Source organism: Pseudomonas sp. B3(2017), assembly GCF_002113595.1.
Taxonomy (GTDB): Bacteria; Pseudomonadota; Gammaproteobacteria; order Pseudomonadales; family Pseudomonadaceae; genus Aquipseudomonas; species Aquipseudomonas ekonensis.
Window position 1 is genome coordinate 341,693 of sequence record NZ_NEIU01000005.1, and the last position, 20,068, is coordinate 361,760.

The window sequence follows — 20,068 nt, forward strand, 5'->3', positions numbered from 1 at the left end:
CGCTGTTGCGAAAGATCAGTGCAGGCGCCGCCGGTTGCGCAGCTCGTGCTTCACACCCCAGCCTTCGATGACGCCGCCCAACGGCTCCACCACGGCGGAGAAACGCTGCTCGAAATCGCCGATGCCACCGTAGGTCGCGTGCATGACCTTGCTCAGTTCCAGGTACCACGCGCCGTCGTCGCGCACGCTGACCTGGGCATTGAAGGATTCACCGCGAAAATGACCTGCCGCCCTGCGCGCCCGCTCCTCGTTCGGGAAAATGGCGTAGAACTCGATGGGATGGATCCTGGAGAAATCGAAACCGCCTTCTTTCATGCGGCGCAGCACGTTGCTGCTGATGTCTTCTTGATAGGCTGTGCTCATGAAACGTCCCCCTCTGACAGATGGATAGACTTTCCGTATTCCCTGCACTCAAGCGTTGCGGCAACCGGGTTGCCCACGGGAAACAAGCATGGAGCTGACAAGACCAGACCTTAGCGATCCGTTCGCTGATCTCGCCTGCAGATTAGCCCCATGACAGACCCGCTGCCAAGGCCTGGCGATCAGCTGTCAGAAAGATTCAGACTAGGGTGATGCTGCGGATTTCGATGCTGTGCTGAGCCTTGAGGCTCTTGACGCCGGCATCGGCGGTGCGCCCCTCCAGATCGTTCAGATCCAGCTCGGCGGCCACGGGAAGGAATCGTTCCTTGATGAGACGGGCGGCGTGCTCGTGGCTCGGGCACTCCTCGCACTCGAAGACTTCGTCGACGGTTTCGCCATGATCATCCACGAAAGTGACTTTCCACTTTGACATCGGAGCCTCCTCGGTCAAGCCCGCAAATGGGCCTACACCTATCTCGACTTTTAGCCGATTTGATCGTTCCCGAGGATTGTCGCCGACGCAGATGAAAAACCTTTCATGCGGGGGCCGGTAGGCGGCGCCTTGGCGGGCGCCATCGCCAGCAGGCTGGCTCCTACAGGTTCGGAGGGCGGTCTGGCATGCGCAAGCGGCGGTGCGGCCCGCCGCTTGCGCACAGGCTCAGTCGTTGGCCGGCTTGTTCACCGCCTGCAGCACGTATTGCGGCAGGGCGAAGGCGCCGATGTGGATTTCCGGGTTGTAGTAGCGGGTGACGATGCCGCTGCCGATGAAGCGCTGCTGCAGGGTCTCGCGGCTCAGCTTGCGGTAGGCCGGGTCGGTCGAACCCCAGGCGAAGGTCATCGAGCCGCCGATGTAGGTCGGCACGGCCGCCTGATAGAAGTGCCAGTCCGGGAACAGGCTGCGCAGGCGGCCGGCGGTGGTCTTCACTTCGTCGATCTGCATGAACGGCGTGCCGTTCTGGGTCACGAGGATGCCGCCCTCGTTCAGGCAACGGTGGCAGGCCTGGTAGAAGTTTTCCGAGAACAGCACCTCGCCCGGGCCGATCGGGTCGGTGGAGTCGGAAATGATCACGTCGAACTTCTCGGTGGTGGTGGCGACGAAACGCATGCCGTCGTCGATCACCAGGTTCAGGCGCGGGTCATCGTAGGCGCCCTTGGAGTGGTTCGGCAAAAATTCCTTGCACATGTCAACCACGGTGCCGTCGATCTCGACCATGGTGATGTGCTCGACGCTGGCGTGCTTGGTCACTTCGCGCAGCATGCCGCCGTCGCCGCCGCCGATGATCAGCACGCGCTTGGCGGTGCCGTGGGCGAGGATCGGCACGTGGGTGAGCATCTCGTGGTAGATGAACTCATCCGCCTCGGTGGTCTGGATCACGCCGTCCAGCGCCATCACCCGGCCCATGCGCGGGTTCTGGAAGATCACCAGGTGCTGATGTTCGGTGCGCACTTCGTGCAGCATTTTTTCCATGCGAAAACGCTGGCCGTAGCCTTCGTAGAGGGTTTCCAGGTACTCGCTGGTCTTGGTGGTGCTCATGGGACGTGCTCCGGTGAATGCTGGGGCGACGGTCGCAGTGACGACTGCCCGGGAAAGGCGCGCATTCTACGTTGCGCAAGATGACAGGTCGAACCCCGGTTCATCGGCCGGGCGCGATCCTTGCGCGAGAGACGGCATCGATCCGGCCGGGCGGCGCCCCGGCTGACGCCATCGCCAGCAGGCTGGCTCCCACCGGGATCGCGGTCGAATGCCGAATCTGCGGTCACTGCAGTCCATTGTGGGAGCCAGCCTGCTGGCGATGGCGTCCGCCCAGGCACTTGAGGGCCGGATCAGTCAAACGCTCCCGCAGGTTCGGGTCAAAGCCGCACATTGCCCCTGGGGCCCGCGATCGCCCAGATGATCAGGCCCAGCACCGGCAGGAGGATGATCAGCAGCACCCAGAGGATCTTCATCCCGGTCTCGGCGCCGCTTTTCAGCACATTGATGATCGCCCAGATGTCCAGGGCAAGGATGATCAGCCCGACCAGGCCGTTGAACGTGGAACCCATGGCGTCGCTCCGAAGTGGTGGCATGCACCCTTAGGATAGACGGCGCCGGCCGGGGTTCCTTTTTATTGCCTCAGACGTGCACCGCGACCTTCAGGGCCTCCAGCGCCGGCGCGGCGGCGATGCCGGTTTCGGCGCACAGTTCCAGCACCCGCGGCACGTCGTTGCCGTACACCAGCACCACTTGCAGCTCGTCATCGAGCAGCTGGCTGAAGTTCATCAGCGTGTAGCCGCCGTTTTCCTTGTTCAGGCTGCTCATCTGGATCTGGATGCGGTTGAGCGCGGTCAGGGCTTCGGTCTTGGCCAGTTGCTTGGGCTTGAGGTTGAATTCCACGCCGGGGCCGAACGACGCGACGATCTGCGCGAACAGGTCCGCATAGGTGTCGGCCTGGAACAGCACGGTGTCCGGCAGGCTGCCGACCACCACCCACTCGCCCAGGGGGATCGGGAAGGTGTCGTCGTAGTTGATGTCGGTGTTGGCGGCCAGGAAGGCGTCAGCATCGGCGTAGGCCTGCGCCGCTTCATCGGCGACCTTCAGGATTTCGTCCTCGGCCATGCAGCCGGAGCTGATTTTGCTGATGAGTTCGGCGAGTGCGGCTTTCATGGGGGGCGGATCCTGTGGCGAAGGTTTTTCGAGGGCGCGCAGGATAGCGCATTCTCGCCTGCGCCACAGGCCCGGTTCCGACCTGAGGCCGGTTTCAGCCCAGAAGCTTTTCCAGCAGCGCCGTGGTGTCGGCCGCGCCCATGGTGCGGGCCGCGTCGAGGGCGGTGACGCCGTTGGCGTCCTTGGCTTTCGGGTCGGCGCCCTTGCCGATCAGGTACTCGACGATTTCCACCCGGTTGAACATGGCCGCCATCATCAGCGCCGTACGGCCGTCGAACGAGGCGCCGTCGATGTCGGCGCCGCCGTCGACCAAGGCCTTGACCACCGCCAGGTCACCCTTGAACGCCGCGCCGGCGATCGGGCTCTGACCGTTGCCGTTACGTTGCTCCGGGTCGGCCTTGTGCTTGAGCAGCACCTGCACCGCGTCCAGGTGCCCGTAATAGCTGGCCAGCATCAGCAGCGTGTCGCCCTTGCCGTTGCGCAGGTTCACCGGCAGCCCCGCGCCGATCAGCCGGTCGAGCATCACCGCGTCGCCCTCGCGGGCCTTGTTGAACACCTGCTCGGTGAAGGCGGCGGCCTCTTCTGGGGTCATCTGGCGGTTTTGGTCGGACATGGGAAACTCCACTTTCGGTCGATCGGAATGGCGACAGTTTCCCGAGCCGAACGATAGCTGTCACCCCCTTTTTTCCAAGCCAGCCAATAGCCAAACTCAATAACGGTATTTCCCGGCGCCGATATCGGCCAATACCTGCCCGCTGACCTGCACATACGTCTGGCTGCCGGGCAGCCACGCGTACACCGGATCGTCCCCCGTCAGGCCCGGGTCGAAGCCCTCGCTCTTGAGGCGGGTCTTCTGGTACTTGAACGTGCCGGTGGTTTCCATCTTCACCTTCACCCGCAAGAACAGCGGCACCGCATAGGCCGGCATGCGCTGGCGGGCGAAGGCCAGCAGTTCGGCGAAATCCAGGGTGGCCAGCGATTCGGCCGGGGTGATCGCCGCCATGCCGGCACGGCCGTTGGTGTTGGGGATCTCCACGCCGTAGGCCACCGCCTCGGAAATGTTCGGGTGCTGCAGCAGCAGGTTCTCCACCTCGGTGGTCGAGACGTTCTCGCCCTTCCAGCGGTAGGTGTCGCCGAGCCGGTCGACGAACTGCGCATGGCCGAAACCGATGTTGCGCAGCAGGTCGCCGGTGTTGAAGAAGCGGTCGCCGCGGGCGAACACATCCTGCAGCACCACCTTGGCGGTCTTCTGCGGGTCGGTGTAGCCGTCCAGCGGCGCCTTGTCGTCGATCCGCGCCAGCAGCAGGCCCTGCTCGCCCTTGCCGACCTTGCGCATGAAGCCGTCGCCGCCGCGCACCGGCTGGCCGCTGTCGTGATCGTAGGCGACCAGCTCCCAGGCCATCAGCGAGAACCCGATGGTGTTGTCGAAATTGAGGATGTTGCTGAAGCCGATGTTGCCGTCGCTCGCCGCGTACAGTTCGCAGATGTGCTCCACCGCGAACCGAGTCTTGAACTCGGCCCAGGCACCGGGGCGCAAGCCGTTGCCGATCATCTTGCGCACCTCGTGGCGGCCGTCGTCGGCGCTGGCCGGCTGGTCCACCAGATAGCGGCACAGCTCGCCGACGTAGCCGATGGTGGTCGCCCGGTAGCGGCGCACGTCCCCCCAGAACTGGCTGGCGCTGAACTTGCGGCGGATGGCGAAGCCCGAGGCGCCGTTGACCGCCGACCCCCAGCACACGCACAGGCCGGTGGCGTGGTACAGCGGCAAGGTGCAGTAGACGACGTCGTCGGGGCCCATGTTCAGGGCGATCATGCCGAAGCTGGCCGAGCTGCGCATCCAGCGGCCGTGCTTGAACACCCCGGCCTTGGGCAGGCCGGTGGTGCCGGAGGTGTAGATATAGAAGCACGGGTCGTCGAAATGGATGTCGCGGCTGCTGGCCGGGTTGTCGCTGCAGGCATCGGCGCTGGCGCTGATGAGGTTGACGTAGCCGTCGGGCGCGATGCCCGGATGGCGGGAGGTGTCCTGGTCGGCCACGAACCAGGTGCGCGGCGCAGGGATCGACACCTGTTCGCGCACCGCCGCATAGGCCGGCAACAGTTCCGCGCCGACGACGATCGCCACCGGCGCCACCAGGTTCACGCTGTGGATCAGCGTGTCGCGGGTCTGGGAGGTGTTGAGCAGCGCGCTGACGGCGCCCACCTTGGCCAGCGCCAGAATGGTCACCAGCAGCTCCGGACGGTTCTCGATGAACACCGCCACCACGTCGCCCTTGCCGATGCCCTGCCCGATCAGGTAGTGGGCGATGCGGTTGGCCCAGCGGTTGGTCTGGGCATAACTGAGCACGACGTCGCCGCACAGCAGCGCGGGGCCGTCGGGGTTGCGCAGGGCCGCTTGCTCGAACGTCCAGCCCAAGCCACACGTCTGGGTCGGATCCTTGACGTTGGCCGCCTTCATGCCCTTCACCACCCGCGGGAGGGCTTTGGCGATGGCCGGCAGTTTGCGGAGCATCATGCTCCAGGTGATCGTGTCGCTTGGCGCGTGACTCATGGCAGCTCCCGTTCGGCCTTGGCGTGCAGGCCGGCTTTTTTATTGTCGGGCAATCCTGTGCGGCGACCGGCGCTTGGGCAGCGAGGGCCGAGACCGAAAATACGTCAGCGCTTCTCGGGCTGTACACGCGGTTTTTGCAATGTTTTGTATCCGTCGTCCGCCCCGGCCGGGACGCGATCACGGTGGCGGCGCAAAGGTTCCTTCCCATCGGTCGCGATCCCGCAAAATGCAGGATGCACGATGGCCATTCATGCAGATTGCACGACAACCGAATCACAGAGATTTTTTAAGTTATTGATTTATAAGTAATTTTACAAAAAAGAAATGCTGGCACAATCGCTGCAACCCTCTGTGCATGCTTGCCATTCATGTGCATACGGAGCTGAACGACATGAGCCTGATCCAAGAAAAATTCTCCTCCCTGTTCTCCCAGTACAACGTCACCACCCAGGCACGCCCCGACGGCGGCATCCTGCTGACGCTGCGCGATGGTGAAGGCAAAGTGTTCAAACGGGCGCTCACGTATCAGCAACTGCACAACGGCGACCAACTGTCGTGGGCGATCAGCGCGATCCGCCGCGACCTGGCCGAACAGGCCAGCGAACTTCCGCAGATCTCCATGCTGCAGAGCCAGCAGCGCTTTGCCCTGCCGACGTATCACTCGCTGTAACCCGACCGCAAAAGCAAACAGGCCGTGAAGGTTCGCTTCACGGCCTGTTTGCTTTTGCGCGGACTAACTAAAGGTCAGAACGCTTCCGGTTCGATGCCGGTGAAGCTGTCGACGGTTACGTGCCCTTCCAGTTCGCCGCCGTCGCGGGCCAGGCCGCAGGTCTTGAGGCCGGCGGCCTGGGCGGCATCGAGTTCCTGGACGATGTCCGACAGGAACAGGATCTGCTCCGGCCGGGCGCCAATGGCCTGTTGAATGTTGCGGTAGGACTGTTCTTCACGCTTGGGCCCCGACGTGGTGTCGAAGTAGCCGTCGAACAGCGGCGTCAGATCCCCCGCCTCCGAGCAGCCGAAGATCAGTTTCTGCGCCTGGATCGAGCCGGAGGAATAAACGAACAGTTGATGGCCCGCCTGATGCCAGCGCTTGAGCGCCTCGACGGCATCCGGATAGACATGGCCCTTCAGTTGCCCGGCCTGATAGCCCTGCTCCCAGACCATGCCCTGCAACGCCTTGAGCGGCGTGGCCTTGCGGTCTTCGGCGATCCAGCCCAGCAGGATCGCGATGGCGCGCTCGACATCGGCCTGCGGCTCGCCGCTGTCACGGCGCACGGCGTCGAGCTGTTCGGCGACGTCCGCCCGTGCGGCGTTGCGCCGGACGAAATCCGGCAAATGTTCGGCCGCATACGGGAACAGCACGTCGAACACGAAGCTCACCGCGCTGGTGGTGCCTTCGATGTCGGTGAGGATGACCTTGATCGACATCGGCTCAGTCCTCCAGGCGCGGGAAGCGGCCGGCGATGTCTTCGCCGGTGAAGTTGGCGACCCAGCCTTCGGGGTTGTTGAACAGGCGGATCGCGACGAAATGCGGGTGCTCGCCCATGTCGAACCAGTGTTTGGTGCCGGCGGGCACCGAGATCAGGTCGTTCTTTTCGCACAGCACCGCGTACACGTAGTCGTCGATGTGCAGGGTGAACAAGCCTCGGCCGGCGACGAAGAAACGCACTTCGTCCTCGCCGTGGCGGTGCTCGTCAAGGAACTTGGCGCGCAGTTCGGCCTTCTGCGGGTGGTCGCTGTTGAGGCTGACCACATCGACGGTGATGTAACCGCGTTCGGTCATCAGTTTGTCGATCTGCTCGCGGTAGGCGCCGATGACTTCGTCCTGGCTGGCGCCGGGCTCGATCTTCGTGGCGGCCTGCCAGCGGTCGAAGCGCACGCCCTGCTCGGCCAGGGTCGCGGCGATGTCTTCGAAATGGGTCAGCACCTTGTTCGGAATCTCAGGGCTGGAAACGTGGTAGACGGACAGGCTGCTCATGGGGCAATTCCTCGGTTTCGGCCACGCCGTCCGGCTTGTGGACACCGGTGGGCGCAGCGCTGCATCAGGCGGTCGGCGACGTCGGCGTCTGCCGTTAACGGTTCAATACGCTGCGGGTCTTGAGCTCGCATTCAAACAGGAATTCGAAGGCCTCGATCTGGCGCAGCGCGTCGCTCATCTGCGCGCCCCAGGTGTAGAGGCCGTGGCCGCGGATCAGATACCCGACGCAGTCGGGGTGGGCGTCCAGCCAAGGCTGCACCTTGGCGGCCAGGCGTGCAATGTCCTGGTCGTTGTCGAAGATCGGCACCCGCACCCGGGACTCGTGGGTCGAAACGCCGCTAAAGGCCTTCTGTAGTTCGTAGTCTTCGAAATCGATGAAGTCGCCCGGCGTCAGGCGCGACAGCACCGTGGCGTTGACCGAATGGGTGTGCAGCACCGCGCCGACTTCGGGGCGCCAGGTGTAGAGCTGGGTGTGCAGCAAGGTTTCGGCGGACGGTTTCTTGCCCGGCTCCAGGCTATTGCCGGAAAGGTCGGTGGCGAGCACGTCGTCCTGGCCCAGTTGACCCTTGTGCTTGCCGGACACGGTCAGCAACGCCTCGCTCGGCGACAGGCGCACCGAGTAGTTGCTGCTGGTGGCCGGCGACCAGCCGCGGCCATAAAGGAAGCGCCCGGCGTCGATGATCTGCTGGGCGAGCTGTTCACGGGTAAGGCTCATGGCCTGTCCTCTTGCATGCGAGTGGCAATGATAACGGCAGCGGCGAACGCTGCGAGGCTTGCGATACTAAAGGTCAATGTCGCGCCGAGGGCGTTCCAGCTGTACCCGGCGTACAGCGCGCCGAGCGCGCCGCCGGTGCCGGCCAGCGCCGCGTACAGCGCCTGGCCCTGGCCTTGCTGGCGGGCGCCGAAGCTACGTTGCACGAATTGGATGGCAGCGGCGTGAAAGCTGCCGAACGTGGCCGCGTGCAGCACCTGGGCGAACAGCAGCGCCCCAAGGAATTCGGCGAACGAACCCAAGAGCAGCCAGCGCAGCGCCGCCAGCAGGAAACTGGCCATCAGCACCCGACGCAGGGAGAAGCGCGCCAGGATCCGGCTCATGGCCATGAACATCAGCACCTCGGCGACCACGCCCAGCGCCCACAGCATGCCGATCACGCCGCGGCTGTAGCCCAGGCGTTCCAGGTGCAGGGTCAGGAACGTGTAGTACGGCCCGTGGCTCATCTGCATCAGCGCCACGCACGCGTAGAACGCCAGCACGCCGGGGCGGCGCAATTGCTTGAGAAAGCCCTCCCCCGTCGGCCGGTCGCCCTGGGCGGGCTGCGCGTTCGGCACCCACAGGCTGCTGAGGACGATGCCCGCCATGATCAGCACCAGCGCCGCCGGATAGATGTCCAGGCTCAGCCATTCGAACAGCCGGCCCAGCGCGACCACGGTGATGATGAAGCCGATGGAGCCCCACAGGCGGATCTGGCTGTAGCGGGAGGTCTGGCCTTGCAGGTGCGCCAGGGTGATGACCTCGAACTGCGGCAGCACCGCGTGCCAGAAGAACGCGTGCAGCGCCATGACCATCGCCAGCCACGCGTAGCTCTTGCTGACGAAGATCAGCGAGAACGTCAGCAGCGTGCACACCGCGCCGAAGCGCACGATGGCCAGGCGCCTGCCGGTGTGGTCGCCCAGCCAGCCCCAGAGGTTCGGCGCCACGCAGCGCATCAGCATCGGGATCGCCACCAGCTCGCCGATGCGTGCGGCGCTGAACCCCAGATGATCGAAGTACAGCGCCAGGAACGGCGCCGTCGAGCCGAGCAAGGCGAAATAGAACAGATAGAAACTGGACAGCCGCCAGTACGGGAGCGCCGCCATGCCGTCAGGCCACGGCGGCTGTCAGGCGGCCCATCAGAGCTGGCCCAGCACCGGGGTGCTCACCTTCACGTCGGCGTTCTGCCCGCGGTGGCGCAGCAGGTGGTCCATCAGCACGATGGCCATCATCGCCTCGGCGATCGGCGTGGCTCGGATGCCGACGCACGGGTCGTGGCGGCCCTTGGTGATCACGTCCACCGGGTTGCCGTGGATGTCGATGGAGCGGCCCGGCGTGGTGATGCTGGACGTCGGCTTGAGCGCCAGGTGCGCCACGATCGGCTGGCCGGAGGAGATGCCGCCCAGGATGCCGCCGGCGTTGTTGCTCAGGAAGCCTTCCGGGGTCAGCTCGTCGCGGTGCTCGGTGCCGCGCTGGGCCACGCAGGCGAACCCGGCGCCGATCTCCACACCCTTCACCGCGTTGATGCTCATCAGCGCGTGGGCCAGTTCGGCGTCGAGGCGGTCGAAGATCGGCTCGCCCAGGCCCGGCATCACGCCTTCGGCCACGACGGTGATCTTGGCGCCGACCGAATCCTGGTCGCGACGCAGCTGGTCCATGTAGGCCTCCAGCTCAGGCACCTTGTCCGGATCCGGGCTGAAGAAGGCGTTCTGCTCCACCGAGTCCCAGGTCTTGAACGGGATTTCGATCGGGCCGAGCTGGCTCATGTAGCCGCGCACGACGATGCCCTGGCTGGCCAGGTACTTCTTGGCGATGGCGCCAGCGGCCACGCGCATCGCGGTTTCCCGCGCCGAGCTGCGGCCGCCGCCGCGGTAGTCGCGCTCGCCGTACTTGTGGTGGTAGGTGTAGTCGGCGTGGGCCGGGCGGAACAGGTCCTTGATCGCCGAGTAGTCCTTGGACTTCTGGTCGGTGTTGCGGATCAGCAGGCCGATGGCGCAACCGGTGGTGCGGCCCTCGAACACGCCGGACAGGATCTCGACCTCGTCGGCCTCCTGGCGCTGGGTGGTGTGGCGGCTGGTGCCCGGCTTGCGCCGGTCGAGGTCGCGCTGCAGGTCGTCCAGGGAGATCTCCAGGCCCGGCGGGCAGCCGTCGACAATGGCGACCAACGCCGGTCCATGGCTCTCGCCTGCGGTGGTGACAGTGAACAGCTTGCCGTAGGTATTGCCGGACATGCAGGACGCTCCGTGAAATCGAACCCAAATTCGTGATGCGCGCCAGTATACGCAGGCTAACCGACTAGTTCATCCTCGAACCTTACGGGTGATGCCGAGTCCAACCGGCACCTTTGCAAATGATGGCGTGATGATGCTGCGAGTTTTGATCTTGAGCCTGACCCTTCTGACCGGCTTTGCCCAGGCGACCGTCCTGCAACGCCCGGTCACTTTGACCACCGACAGCGGCGAACTTTTCGGCTCGCTGTTGCTGCCAAAGTCCGACAAGCCTGTGCCTGTCGTCTTGATCCTTTCTGGCTCGGGGCCTACGGACCGTGACGGAAACAACCCCGACGGCGGGCGCAACGACAGCCTCAAGCGGCTGGCGTGGGTGCTGGCCAAGCACAATGTCGCCAGCGTCCGGTTCGACAAGCGCGGCGTGGCCGCGAGCCTGGCGGCCACGCCGGACGAGCGCAACCTGACCGTGGAGGCCTACGTTTCAGATGCCGTGGCCTGGGGCCGCCAGCTCAAGGCTGACCCGCGCTTCGGCCCGTTGATCTTGCTCGGCCACAGCGAAGGCGCGCTGATCGCCAGCCTCGCTGCGCCGAAAGTCGATGCGGCGGCGGTGATTTCCCTGTCCGGCAGCGCCCGCCCCATCGATCAGGTGCTGCGCCAGCAACTGGCCCGCAGCCTGCCGCCGGCCTTGATGCTGCGCAGCAACGAACTGCTCGACAGCCTCAAGGCCGGTCACACCGACGACCGCGTGCCGGCGCCGTTGCAGGTGATTTTCCGGCCGAGCGTGCAGCCCTACCTGATTTCCCTGTTCCGCCAGGATCCGGCGGCGGCCTTCGCGGCGCTGAAGATGCCGGCGCTGATCGTCCAGGGCAGCCACGACATCCAGGTGCAGGTCGATGACGCCCGTCTGCTCAAGGCCGCCAAGCCGGATGCGCAACTGGCGCTGATCGAAGGCATGAACCATGTGCTGCGCATCGTTCCCAACGACGTGAAGCGGCAATTGGCCTCCTACAAGGACCCGAATCTGCCGCTGGCGGCCGAGCTCGGCGCGCGGCTGCTCGAATTCATTGACGGGCTTCGCACCTGATTAAGCGGCGTTTGCCCTCCAGTCCTCGGAAAAACGGCCGATAAGCGTTTGTCGCCCGCGTATCGGCTGGCGGCAAGCAGCGCTTGGACAGGATCTCGCCGTTATGACTGAAACCCAGACTTCACCCGACACCACCGCTGAAAAAGACGCACCGCCAGCGGTCGAGCTGCCATGGGCGGATGTCCACGTCGAGCACCACAAGATGCTCCGCCTGGCCCCCCAGCAGACCGACCGTAACACCGGCGCAAGGCCGCTGCGCTTTGTCGAGTTCGGTTACGCCGAACGCCACGGCAAGGACAAGAGCCTGATGCGCATGGCCATCAAGCTGCCCGGCCAGCGCGTGCGCAAGGAACAGAACCATCTGGACGTGTGGGTCGACCACACGGCCAAACGCGTGCATTTCGGCCCGGACACCGGCCTGCAGATCGAGCCGGTGAACCGCGGCATCGGCCGCTTCATGGCCGCCCAGGGCATTACGTGGGCGAAAAAGCGCTGGCCCGGCTACACCGTCGACGGCACCGACCTGAACAACAAGGACGCGCTGAACGAAGACACCCGCCTGCGCCGCGACCATTTCCTGCGCGGACACGGCTTTGAGGTGGCCTACGCCGACGCCCAGCACCTCAAGGGCAGCGTCAAGGACGTCGAGGTCGGCGACCTGCGCGGCGACTGGAACACGGAAAAGCTGCAGATCGTCGAGATTCTGGAGGCCGCGCAGATGCTGCAGCAGGCCGAGCAGAACCTGGCCGAGCAGGAAGTCAAACTGAAGAAACAGGAAGAGAAGGTCAGCAAGTTCAAGCGCGAAGACGCCGGGCTGCGCTTCACCATCACGTGCCTGGTGGCGTTTGCGGTGTTCCAGGCCGGCCTGCTGATCTGGATCGCCACCCACCGCTGACAGGTGTCGTGGCGAGGGCACTCACGCCCCCGCCACACGCTGCGCCGTCAGGTCAGACGCGCGAAGCGAACAGCGCCTGATGGGCGCGGCACTGTTCGGCGGTGAGCATGAACACGCCGTGCCCGCCGCGCTCGAACTCCAGCCAGGCGAAATCGACCTCCGGGTACAGCGCCTCGACGTGCACCTGGCTGTTGCCCACCTCGACGATCAGCAAGCCTTTCTCGGTCAGATGGTCCGCCGCCTCAGCGAGCATCCGCCGCACCAGATTCAGGCCGTCGTCACCGCAGGCCAGGCCCAGTTCCGGTTCGTGCTGGTACTCGTCCGGCATGTCAGCGAAATCTTCCGCGTCGACGTAGGGCGGATTCGACACGATCAGGTCGAAGCGTTGCCCCGGCAGACCGTCGAAGCCGTCGCCCTGCACCGTGTACACGCGCTCTTCGACGCCATGGCGCTCGATGTTCCGGTTCGCCACCTCCAACGCCTCGAACGACAGATCCGCCAGCACCACTTCGGCGTCCTGGAACTCGTAGGCGCAGGCGATGCCGATGCAGCCGGAACCGGTGCACAGGTCGAGGATCCGCGCAGGCGCGTTGCCGATCCATGGTGCGAAGCGGTTTTCGATCAGCTCGCCGATCGGCGAACGCGGGATCAGCACCCGGGAATCGACGATGAACGACAGCCCGCAGAACCAGGCCTCGCCCAGCAGGTAGGCGGTCGGGATGCGCTCGACGATGCGGCGCTTGAGCAGATGCTGAAGATGGACCAGCTCATCGTCTTCAAGTGCGCAGTCGAGGTAGCTGTCGGCGATTTCCCACGGCAGGTGCAGCGCACCCAACACCAGTTGCCGGGCTTCGTCCCAGGCGTTGTCGGTGCCATGGCCGAAAAACAGATCCTCCCCATGGAAGCGGCTGACGGCCCAACGGATATGGTCACGCAGGGTACGAAGTCGGGAAGTGATCACGGGGCAGAACTCCAGAAAAAACGACTGGCGATTCTACCAGCCAAAACGCGCCACGACGACGCAGGAAAAACTCTGGCTCATCGGTAGGACTTTTCTATTTTTCACGCCAGCTATTGAACAGAACGTGTCACTTGACAAGGCTGCAGCCCAGTAACGACGGTGCCTACGATGGTAGCGATTCACAGAACCGCTCAGCCAGAGGACAATGTCGCAAAAGCCCCCTCCCAAGGAGCCCCAGAATGTCCGTTCCAAAAACGATGTTTCAACTCAGCGGCCGCGGTTACGCAGCGGCCACGTTGAGCCATGCCACCGTGGTCATCATCGATGCCCAGAAGGAATACCTCAGCGGCCCGCTGGCCCTGAGCGGCATGGACGCGGCTGTCGCGAACATCAAGCAACTGGTCGCCGCCGCCCGTGCGGCCGGTCGTCCGATCGTGCATGTGCGCCACCTCGGCACCGTCGGCGGCCTGTTCGACCCGCAGGGCGAACGCGGCGAGTTCATCCCCGGCCTGGAACCCCAGGGCGATGAGACCATCATCGGCAAACTGCTGCCGAGCGCCTTCCACGGCACCGAACTCTACGACCGCCTGCAGACCCTCGGTTCGCTGGATCTGATCGTCTGCGGCTTCATGAGCCACTCCAGCGTCAGCACCACCGTGCGCGCGGCGAAGAACCTGGGCTTCCGCTGCACCCTGGTCGAAGACGCCTGCGCCACCCGCGACCTGCCGTTCAAGGGTCGCGTGCTCAGCGCCGAACAGGTGCAGGAGGCGGAAATGGCGATCATGGCCGACAACTTCGCCACCCTCGCGCTGACCCAGGACCTGATCTGAAAACCCCTTCGGTGAGCGGCCCGCCGCGCCGCTCATCCGCAAAAGCCTCGCATTCGCTTCAATTACCCTAGCCTCAGGAACAACCCGGTCAACTCCCGGTCGAAGGGCCGATACCATTGAGGAAGGTCGGAATGAAGTTATCCGATGGATTTGACGCACGCCGCTTGCGGCCCAAGGGCCAACGCAACTGGCGTTTTCGGTTCGGCGCTGCGTTCGCCGCCATCCTGGCGACGTTCGGGGTGCTGCTGGCGATGGCCGGGGCCGCCAGCCTGCTGGGACGCCCGCCGGCGCTCGGCGACCTGAACGCCACGCCCGCCGCTTCGGCGATCGTCCTGGCGCTCGGCCTGCTGTTCCTGTACTTCGGCGTGGCCCTGTGGCGCCGCTGCCGACGCCGGGCCCGGCAATCGCGGGAACTGAACATGTCCCCGCACCTGATGAAAAAACACGACTGACCCGACGGCCCGGCTTTTTGCCGGGCCGTTTTGCGTCGACTTGGGTAAACTGGCCGCCCTTCGCGGAGGCTGACATGCAAGACGACGATTTTTCCCTGTTCAAAAGTGCGATCCAAGGCGTCAAGCCGATCAAGCACGACCGCGCCGACACCGGCAAACCCAAGGCCGACCGCGCACAGATCGCCAAGCTGCGCCAATCCGCGACCGTGCGCACCGATGCCACCACCGTCGACGGTCTGTCGGATCAGTTCGTGATCGACGTCGGCCCGGAAGACGAGCTGATGTGGGCCCGCGACGGCGTCCAGGAAAGCCAGGTGCGCAAGCTCAAGGCCGGCCAGATCCCGTTCGAGGGCAGCCTCGACCTGCACGGCATGACCGTCGAAAAGGCCCGGGAGACCCTGTGGGCGTTCCTGGCCGAAGCCACGAAGCTCGAGATCCGCTGCGTGCGCGTCACCCACGGCAAGGCCGTGCGGCTGGACGGCAAGCGGCCGATGATCAAGAGCCACGTCAACACCTGGCTGCGCCAGCATCCGCAGGTGCTCGGCTTCACCTCGTGCCAGCCCCGGCACGGCGGCGCAGGCTCGGTGTATGTGATGCTCAAACGCACCATGATGGAAGGCCGCGACGAATAGCGTCGTCCGGCCGATGCGGCGGGAGCGGTGCAAGCCGCCGCCCCGTCCATTTCGAAACAGACGATTGCCAAGGAAGTGCGGCGAACGCCTTTTCATCAATTGCTGCGCAACTCTTGGCTCTTCTGCACGCCAAACACGTCTGCGCAAACTTCATTATCTGTAGGACACTCAGTCTTTTACCTTTCCCGTCTGCGCACCAGTCAATACTTTGACCATCAATGTATTGATCTGTCGGTGGCATTAAACGCAAACACCTCTCTCGCCAAACCCACTTCTTATATATAGCCAATCGCGATATATGTTTCGCACCTACACATTGCCAAAGGCACATCCACGGGTGCCCTCTATCCACCTGGCCTGCGCGAAAGGCCCTTCCGCTCCATTCCACAAATAGCCAATAGTTAAAGAGACACACTTTTTTAGTTAACTTCGAAATATAAAACCGCAGCAACCAACCTTAAACAAAAAGACCATGGCAAACATTGACAGAGTGGAATTGTCCTACAAAAATTGCCGAGCGCGTTTCCAAGGCCGGATGCGCGCAACAGGGAGAAGTTCAACTACCGAACTTCAAGGCAAATAAAAAAAGGAAATTAAAATGTCACAAGCACTCAAGGAACAAGCGTCGGAAAAATATCAAGGACAGGTCAAGACCTTCACCATCTTCAAACAGAACGGCATTTCCCTCACGCTGGATCTGCCCGGCACCCTGCAGTTCAACCAGAACAGCCAGGAAATCTACCCTCCCCTCTCAGGCTCTGTTCAATCTGTCGCGCCGGTTCTGGTGAATGAAACGGGCTTCGACATTGTTAAGGCGACGTTCAGCATCGTTCTCAACGACGTAATGGATGCAAACAACGTCATCGCAAACGTCCGGTGGTGGAACATGGACCTTCTGGAGGGTCAACAGACCATGGAGTTCGTGTGCGGACCGGTCAGTAACGGGAACAAAGTCACCAGTACGCCTTCCACGATCGGGTACTCCCGCATCCGTTGGGCGACCATGGCGAACAACGGCCACGGCACCGCTTCGTTCTCCAACAGCGTGAGCTTGGTGTCGCTCACCTTCGGCCCAATCAAATTGGATCCGAGCAAGACGTCTCCCGGGCCTATCGTCCAGATCGGCTGACCGACCTGCGGCCGCAGGGCCTGACGTTCCGGTTCCTGCGGCTGCACACGGCGTTCCAAACCTTTCACCCGCGCACCGCCAGCCGCCTTCACCCAGAAAGAGCACCTTCGGTCGGTCAAGGCTTCCGCCCCCTACGCAGGGTGGCCTGAACGTCGGGCACCGCCCGGCGCAGCCAATCGAATTGGGGATTCACGCCCGTCGGCCATACAAACGCCCACCCACTTACGCTACCATGTGCCGCATGGCGGGTATGAACCCTGCGTTTATCGCCACTCAGCCCGGTCACGTCCAGACGTAGCCTTTGACCTGAGCCCTGGTCGAGGAGACCCGGACGGCCCGACAGTGGCTTGAGCGGCACACAATCGGTACGGACAGATACAGTACCCCACTGAAACCCTTATGGAATCAGCCTCTGTGACACTGGAACAGAACTACACCGCGATCCTCGGCCAACTGGGCGAAGACGTGTCCCGCGAGGGCCTGCTCGACACCCCAAAACGTGCAGCCAAGGCCATGCAGTACCTCTGCCGCGGTTATCAACAGACGCTCGAAGAGGTCACCAACGGTGCCCTGTTCAGCTCCGACAACAGCGAAATGGTGCTGGTCAAGGACATCGAGCTGTACTCGTTGTGCGAACACCACCTGCTGCCGTTCATCGGCAAGGCCCACGTCGCCTACATCCCGAGCGGCAAGGTGCTGGGCCTGTCCAAGGTGGCGCGGATCGTCGACATGTACGCCCGTCGCCTGCAGATCCAGGAGAACCTCAGCCGCCAGATCGCCGACGCGGTGCAGCAAGTCACTGGCGCCCTGGGCGTGGCGGTGGTGATCGAGGCCAAGCACATGTGCATGATGATGCGCGGTGTGGAGAAGCAGAATTCGTCGATGATCACCTCGGTGATGCTGGGTGAGTTCCGCGAGAATGCGGCGACCCGCAGCGAGTTCCTCAGCCTGATCAAGTGATCCGCGATTCAGGAAAACCGGCGTTGATCGCCGGTTTTTTTTCGTGCGCGAAAAATCGGGTAAGCTGCGCGCCTTCTCCAATGTCCCTGTGAGGCTTGTAACGTGTTCGTCAAAGCGCTTCGTGTCGGCCTCGGCCAACTGATCATCTTCATCGACTTCCTGACCCGCCCAAGCAAGAAACAGCGCCCCGCCGCCGCCCAGGCCCAGGTGGATGCCGCCGCCAAAGAGCTGACCCTGTACCAGTTCCACGCCTGCCCGTTCTGCGTGAAGACCCGCCGCACCCTGCGCCGCCTGAACGTGCCTGTGGCCCTGCGCGATGCGAAGAACGACGAGCAGCACCGCCAGGCCCTGCTGGAACAGGGCGGCAAGATCAAGGTGCCGTGCCTGCGCATCGAAGAGAACGGCCAGACCACCTGGATGTATGAGTCCAAGGTGATCATCGAATATCTGGACAAGCGGTTTGCCGCAGCCTGACCGCGGTTTGGCCATCGCCAGCAGGCTGGCGATGAGGCCTGCCGGATCGCCACATGTTCCAGAAAAAACAAACCGGCCCCTGAGCCGGTTTGTTCGTTTTCAGGCCGCCTCGTCCGCCTGCGCCCGCCGAACCACCGCCGCCAATCGCTTGATCCCTTCATCCAGCCGCTGCGGATCGATGTGGCTGAAGTTCAGCCGCAAATGACCGAGGTTGCGCTCTGGCTCCGGAAAGAACGGTTCCCCCGGCATGAACGCCACGTCATCGGCCAGCGCAGCGTCGAGCAAGGTGCGGGTGTCCAGCGGTCGCTTGAGGGTCAGCCAGAAAAACAGCCCGCCCTGGGGCGCGTTCCAGTCCGCCAGGTCTGAGAAGTGCCTTTCCAGCGCCGACTGGAACGCGTCGCGGCGCTCACGGTAGAAATCGCGCAACCGGGCCAGGTGCGCCCGGTAGTGCTCGCTGCCGATCCATTGCAGGGCTTGCCACTGGCCGATGCGGTTGGTGTGCAGGTCCGCCGACTGCTTGAGCTTGAGCAGGTGGGGAAACAGGTCGGGACTCGCGATCAGGTAACCGACGCGCAAGCCCGGCAGCAGCGTCTTGGACACCGTGCCGGTGTAGATCCAGCTGGATTTCTTCAAGCGCCCGGCGATCGGCCGGGCGCTGCCGCCGTCGAAGGTCAGTTCGCGGTAGGGCTCGTCCTCGATCAGCGTGACGCCGAATTCGTCCAGCAGCGCAGCGACGGCTTCGCGCTTGGCTTCGCTGTAACGCACGGCCGACGGGTTCTGGAAGGTCGGGATCAAGTAGACGAACGCCGGACGATGCCGTTCAAGGCGCTGACGCAGTTGCCCAAGATCCGGGCCGTCCGCCTCCAGCGGAACGGTCAGGCAGTCAGCGCCGAACAGCTGGAAAATCTGCAGCGCCGCCAGGTAGGTCGGTGCTTCGAGCAGGATTGGCGTGCCCTTGTCGATGTACAGCTTGGCCGCCAGATCAAGGGTCTGCTGCGAGCCGCTGACCACCAGCACCTGGCTCGCCGCGCACGGCAGGCCCAGCGCCCTCGCCTCGGCCGCGAGCCTTTCGCGCAAGGCCGGTTCGCCTTCGCTCATGCCGTATTGGCCGAGGGTCACCGGCATGTCGCTCCATTCGACGTTCGGCAGCATGGCTTCGGCCGGCAGGCCACCGGCGAACGACATCACTTCCGGCCGTTGGGCGGCGGCGAGGATTTCACGGATCAGAGAACTTTTGAGGCGCGAGACACGTTCGGAAAAAGCCATGGAATCACCGCTGGCGAGGGTTGAGGGAGTTGAGTCAAACTGCTTGACCGAAACTACGACAGTCCGAGCGAGTACGTCAACATGATTGACCTTAAAAGCCCCGTCAGCCAGCAACAGGCCATGGAAGCGTTTTTCTTCGGCTATCAGGCGTTCACCGCCAAGGCTGACGAAATGCTTGAACGGCGGGGTCTGTCCCGGGTGCATCAGCGCATCGTGTTTTTCATCGCCCGCTACCCCAACCTGAGCGTCAAGGAGCTGCTGGCCTTGCTCGGCGTCAGCAAGCAGGCGCTGAACATGCCGCTGCGGCAGTTGCAGGAAATGCACCTGGTGGACAGCGTGGCGTCGCAGACCGACAAGCGTAAGCGCCTGCTGGAGCTGACGGCCGAAGGCGCGAAGTTCGAACAGGCGCTGCGGCGCGAGCAAGTGAAACTGCTGGAGCGGGTGTTCGGCGAAGCCGGAGAGGCAGCGGTGAACGGCTGGCTGGCGGTGAACCTGGCATTGGGGAACAGTCAGGCTCATCCCGACTGATCCGACCGGCCCCATCGCTGGCCAGTCGAATCCTCGCACCGCAGCGCCCACAGTTTTGTGGTGTACCTGCATCTTGCACACGGCTGGGATACCTGCGGGAGCCGGCCTGCCGGCGATGACGGTGGGCCAGACAACAAAGATGTCGGCAGCGCCCGCAGGCTCGGCAATGGCGATATAGCCCTATCGCCAGATCTTTCGTCGACAAAGCCAAAAACATTATTTGCTTTATTTGTATACAAAAGCATAATCCACTGCGTGCGAGTTCCTGACCTAACGGTCAACAAATTCGCGTAAGCCTCAAAGGGCCGCTGCCGCCCCTCCCGGGTCCGGCCCTGGAAATAACAATAA

The 20,068-nt window shown here is 63.7% G+C and carries 24 protein-coding genes; 10 read left to right on the top strand and 14 right to left on the bottom strand.

The genetic code is table 11. The annotated features are described in order from the left end of the window. Positions 1–15: 15 nt before the first annotated feature. From CAG33_RS10335 to CAG33_RS10365, 7 genes are all read right to left on the bottom strand, one after another. On the bottom strand, positions 16–363 hold the full coding sequence (locus CAG33_RS10335) for a ribonuclease E inhibitor RraB (RefSeq protein WP_085577642.1): 348 nt from the start codon (positions 361–363) through the stop codon (positions 16–18). A gap of 196 nt (positions 364–559) precedes the next feature. Beyond that, entirely contained in the window at positions 560–793 is a 234-nt protein-coding gene (locus CAG33_RS10340) for a hypothetical protein (RefSeq protein ID WP_085577643.1), read from the bottom strand. 225 nt (positions 794–1,018) lie between these two features. Next, positions 1,019–1,894, bottom strand: coding sequence for a polyamine aminopropyltransferase (gene speE, locus CAG33_RS10345; RefSeq protein WP_085577644.1), 876 nt, complete (start codon positions 1,892–1,894; stop codon positions 1,019–1,021). Positions 1,895–2,211: 317 nt separating this feature from the next. Next, positions 2,212–2,403, bottom strand: coding sequence for a PLDc N-terminal domain-containing protein (locus tag CAG33_RS10350; protein WP_011062611.1), 192 nt, complete (start codon positions 2,401–2,403; stop codon positions 2,212–2,214). A 70-nt stretch (positions 2,404–2,473) separates the two neighbouring features. Then, entirely contained in the window at positions 2,474–3,004 is a 531-nt protein-coding gene (locus CAG33_RS10355) for a hypothetical protein (RefSeq protein ID WP_085577645.1), read from the bottom strand. Positions 3,005–3,098: 94 nt separating this feature from the next. Then, positions 3,099–3,617: an ankyrin repeat domain-containing protein gene (locus tag CAG33_RS10360; RefSeq protein WP_085577646.1), complete on the bottom strand. Its 519-nt coding sequence runs from the start codon at positions 3,615–3,617 to the stop codon at positions 3,099–3,101. A gap of 96 nt (positions 3,618–3,713) precedes the next feature. Continuing rightward, on the bottom strand, positions 3,714–5,552 hold the full coding sequence (locus tag CAG33_RS10365) for a long-chain-acyl-CoA synthetase (RefSeq protein ID WP_085577647.1): 1,839 nt from the start codon (positions 5,550–5,552) through the stop codon (positions 3,714–3,716). Positions 5,553–5,943: 391 nt separating this feature from the next. On the opposite strand from CAG33_RS10365, the gene CAG33_RS10370 reads away from it, so the two are divergent. After that, positions 5,944–6,222 carry a DUF3509 domain-containing protein gene (locus CAG33_RS10370; RefSeq protein ID WP_085577884.1) on the top strand — a complete coding sequence of 93 codons (279 nt, stop codon included), beginning with the start codon at positions 5,944–5,946 and terminating at the stop codon, positions 6,220–6,222. A 74-nt stretch (positions 6,223–6,296) separates the two neighbouring features. Here the strand turns inward: CAG33_RS10370 and mtnC are convergent, their stop codons facing one another. The 5 genes from mtnC to aroC form a co-directional block, all read right to left on the bottom strand. Beyond that, on the bottom strand, positions 6,297–6,980 hold the full coding sequence (mtnC, locus tag CAG33_RS10375) for an acireductone synthase (protein ID WP_085577648.1): 684 nt from the start codon (positions 6,978–6,980) through the stop codon (positions 6,297–6,299). A gap of 4 nt (positions 6,981–6,984) precedes the next feature. Further along, positions 6,985–7,530: an acireductone dioxygenase gene (locus tag CAG33_RS10380; protein ID WP_085638259.1), complete on the bottom strand. Its 546-nt coding sequence runs from the start codon at positions 7,528–7,530 to the stop codon at positions 6,985–6,987. Positions 7,531–7,624: 94 nt separating this feature from the next. Then, complete coding sequence (locus tag CAG33_RS10385; protein ID WP_085577650.1) at positions 7,625–8,245, bottom strand: methylthioribulose 1-phosphate dehydratase; 621 nt, start codon at positions 8,243–8,245, stop codon at positions 7,625–7,627. Continuing rightward, the gene (locus CAG33_RS10390; protein WP_085577651.1) at positions 8,242–9,387 is read right to left on the bottom strand and encodes an MFS transporter; all 1,146 of its coding nucleotides are present in this window, start codon (positions 9,385–9,387) and stop codon (positions 8,242–8,244) included. Before CAG33_RS10390 ends, CAG33_RS10385 begins: the two co-directional genes overlap by 4 nt. 33 nt (positions 9,388–9,420) lie before the next feature. Continuing rightward, a complete protein-coding gene (gene aroC, locus CAG33_RS10395) occupies positions 9,421–10,512 on the bottom strand; it encodes a chorismate synthase (protein WP_085577652.1) in 1,092 nt (363 codons plus the stop codon). Between the two features lie 130 nt (positions 10,513–10,642). Between aroC and CAG33_RS10400 the strand changes: the two genes are divergently transcribed. Both CAG33_RS10400 and CAG33_RS10405 read left to right on the top strand, forming a co-directional pair. Next, complete coding sequence (locus tag CAG33_RS10400; RefSeq protein ID WP_085577653.1) at positions 10,643–11,593, top strand: alpha/beta hydrolase; 951 nt, start codon at positions 10,643–10,645, stop codon at positions 11,591–11,593. A gap of 103 nt (positions 11,594–11,696) precedes the next feature. Beyond that, entirely contained in the window at positions 11,697–12,488 is a 792-nt protein-coding gene (locus tag CAG33_RS10405; protein WP_085577654.1) for a hypothetical protein, read from the top strand. Positions 12,489–12,540: 52 nt separating this feature from the next. On the opposite strand, the gene prmB is transcribed toward CAG33_RS10405, so the two are convergent. Beyond that, complete coding sequence (prmB, locus tag CAG33_RS10410) at positions 12,541–13,449, bottom strand: 50S ribosomal protein L3 N(5)-glutamine methyltransferase (RefSeq protein ID WP_085631228.1); 909 nt, start codon at positions 13,447–13,449, stop codon at positions 12,541–12,543. 239 nt (positions 13,450–13,688) lie between these two features. Between prmB and CAG33_RS10415 the strand changes: the two genes are divergently transcribed. The 6 genes from CAG33_RS10415 (at position 13,689) to CAG33_RS10445 (ending at position 17,926) form a co-directional block, all read left to right on the top strand. Further along, positions 13,689–14,279: a cysteine hydrolase family protein gene (locus CAG33_RS10415; RefSeq protein WP_085577656.1), complete on the top strand. Its 591-nt coding sequence runs from the start codon at positions 13,689–13,691 to the stop codon at positions 14,277–14,279. A gap of 131 nt (positions 14,280–14,410) precedes the next feature. After that, positions 14,411–14,731 (top strand): hypothetical protein, encoded by a 321-nt coding sequence (locus tag CAG33_RS10420; RefSeq protein WP_085577657.1) that lies wholly within the window; start codon positions 14,411–14,413, stop codon positions 14,729–14,731. Positions 14,732–14,805: 74 nt separating this feature from the next. Beyond that, positions 14,806–15,363, top strand: a complete 558-nt coding sequence (locus CAG33_RS10425) for a Smr/MutS family protein (RefSeq protein ID WP_085577658.1) — start codon at positions 14,806–14,808, stop codon at positions 15,361–15,363. 598 nt (positions 15,364–15,961) lie between these two features. Continuing rightward, a complete protein-coding gene (locus CAG33_RS10430) occupies positions 15,962–16,492 on the top strand; it encodes a hypothetical protein (protein WP_085638262.1) in 531 nt (176 codons plus the stop codon). Between the two features lie 414 nt (positions 16,493–16,906). Beyond that, a complete protein-coding gene (gene folE / locus CAG33_RS10440; protein ID WP_218189694.1) occupies positions 16,907–17,452 on the top strand; it encodes a GTP cyclohydrolase I FolE in 546 nt (181 codons plus the stop codon). A gap of 102 nt (positions 17,453–17,554) precedes the next feature. Beyond that, the gene (locus tag CAG33_RS10445; RefSeq protein WP_085577661.1) at positions 17,555–17,926 is read left to right on the top strand and encodes a glutathione S-transferase N-terminal domain-containing protein; all 372 of its coding nucleotides are present in this window, start codon (positions 17,555–17,557) and stop codon (positions 17,924–17,926) included. Between the two features lie 99 nt (positions 17,927–18,025). Here CAG33_RS10445 and CAG33_RS10450 read toward each other — a convergent pair whose 3' ends face one another. Further along, a complete protein-coding gene (locus CAG33_RS10450; protein ID WP_085577662.1) occupies positions 18,026–19,192 on the bottom strand; it encodes a PLP-dependent aminotransferase family protein in 1,167 nt (388 codons plus the stop codon). 81 nt (positions 19,193–19,273) lie between these two features. Between CAG33_RS10450 and CAG33_RS10455 the strand changes: the two genes are divergently transcribed. Beyond that, entirely contained in the window at positions 19,274–19,720 is a 447-nt protein-coding gene (locus CAG33_RS10455) for a MarR family winged helix-turn-helix transcriptional regulator (RefSeq protein WP_085577663.1), read from the top strand. Positions 19,721–20,068 lie beyond the last annotated feature (348 nt).

What these genes read in the sequence shown, in the direction of transcription:
- CAG33_RS10335 (WP_085577642.1), bottom strand. Translation starts at nt 363, where the DNA reads ATGAGCACAGCCTATCAAGAAGACATCAGCAGCAACGTGCTGCGCCGC.
- CAG33_RS10340 (WP_085577643.1), bottom strand. Translation starts at nt 793, where the DNA reads ATGTCAAAGTGGAAAGTCACTTTCGTGGATGATCATGGCGAAACCGTC.
- speE (WP_085577644.1), bottom strand. Translation starts at nt 1,894, where the DNA reads ATGAGCACCACCAAGACCAGCGAGTACCTGGAAACCCTCTACGAAGGC.
- CAG33_RS10350 (WP_011062611.1), bottom strand. Translation starts at nt 2,403, where the DNA reads ATGGGTTCCACGTTCAACGGCCTGGTCGGGCTGATCATCCTTGCCCTG.
- CAG33_RS10355 (WP_085577645.1), bottom strand. Translation starts at nt 3,004, where the DNA reads ATGAAAGCCGCACTCGCCGAACTCATCAGCAAAATCAGCTCCGGCTGC.
- CAG33_RS10360 (WP_085577646.1), bottom strand. Translation starts at nt 3,617, where the DNA reads ATGTCCGACCAAAACCGCCAGATGACCCCAGAAGAGGCCGCCGCCTTC.
- CAG33_RS10365 (WP_085577647.1), bottom strand. Translation starts at nt 5,552, where the DNA reads ATGAGTCACGCGCCAAGCGACACGATCACCTGGAGCATGATGCTCCGC.
- CAG33_RS10370 (WP_085577884.1), top strand. Translation starts at nt 5,944, where the DNA reads ATGAGCCTGATCCAAGAAAAATTCTCCTCCCTGTTCTCCCAGTACAAC.
- mtnC (WP_085577648.1), bottom strand. Translation starts at nt 6,980, where the DNA reads ATGTCGATCAAGGTCATCCTCACCGACATCGAAGGCACCACCAGCGCG.
- CAG33_RS10380 (WP_085638259.1), bottom strand. Translation starts at nt 7,530, where the DNA reads ATGAGCAGCCTGTCCGTCTACCACGTTTCCAGCCCTGAGATTCCGAAC.
- CAG33_RS10385 (WP_085577650.1), bottom strand. Translation starts at nt 8,245, where the DNA reads ATGAGCCTTACCCGTGAACAGCTCGCCCAGCAGATCATCGACGCCGGG.
- CAG33_RS10390 (WP_085577651.1), bottom strand. Translation starts at nt 9,387, where the DNA reads ATGGCGGCGCTCCCGTACTGGCGGCTGTCCAGTTTCTATCTGTTCTAT.
- aroC (WP_085577652.1), bottom strand. Translation starts at nt 10,512, where the DNA reads ATGTCCGGCAATACCTACGGCAAGCTGTTCACTGTCACCACCGCAGGC.
- CAG33_RS10400 (WP_085577653.1), top strand. Translation starts at nt 10,643, where the DNA reads ATGATGCTGCGAGTTTTGATCTTGAGCCTGACCCTTCTGACCGGCTTT.
- CAG33_RS10405 (WP_085577654.1), top strand. Translation starts at nt 11,697, where the DNA reads ATGACTGAAACCCAGACTTCACCCGACACCACCGCTGAAAAAGACGCA.
- CAG33_RS10415 (WP_085577656.1), top strand. Translation starts at nt 13,689, where the DNA reads ATGTCCGTTCCAAAAACGATGTTTCAACTCAGCGGCCGCGGTTACGCA.
- CAG33_RS10420 (WP_085577657.1), top strand. Translation starts at nt 14,411, where the DNA reads ATGAAGTTATCCGATGGATTTGACGCACGCCGCTTGCGGCCCAAGGGC.
- CAG33_RS10425 (WP_085577658.1), top strand. Translation starts at nt 14,806, where the DNA reads ATGCAAGACGACGATTTTTCCCTGTTCAAAAGTGCGATCCAAGGCGTC.
- CAG33_RS10430 (WP_085638262.1), top strand. Translation starts at nt 15,962, where the DNA reads ATGTCACAAGCACTCAAGGAACAAGCGTCGGAAAAATATCAAGGACAG.
- CAG33_RS10450 (WP_085577662.1), bottom strand. Translation starts at nt 19,192, where the DNA reads ATGGCTTTTTCCGAACGTGTCTCGCGCCTCAAAAGTTCTCTGATCCGT.
- CAG33_RS10455 (WP_085577663.1), top strand. Translation starts at nt 19,274, where the DNA reads ATGATTGACCTTAAAAGCCCCGTCAGCCAGCAACAGGCCATGGAAGCG.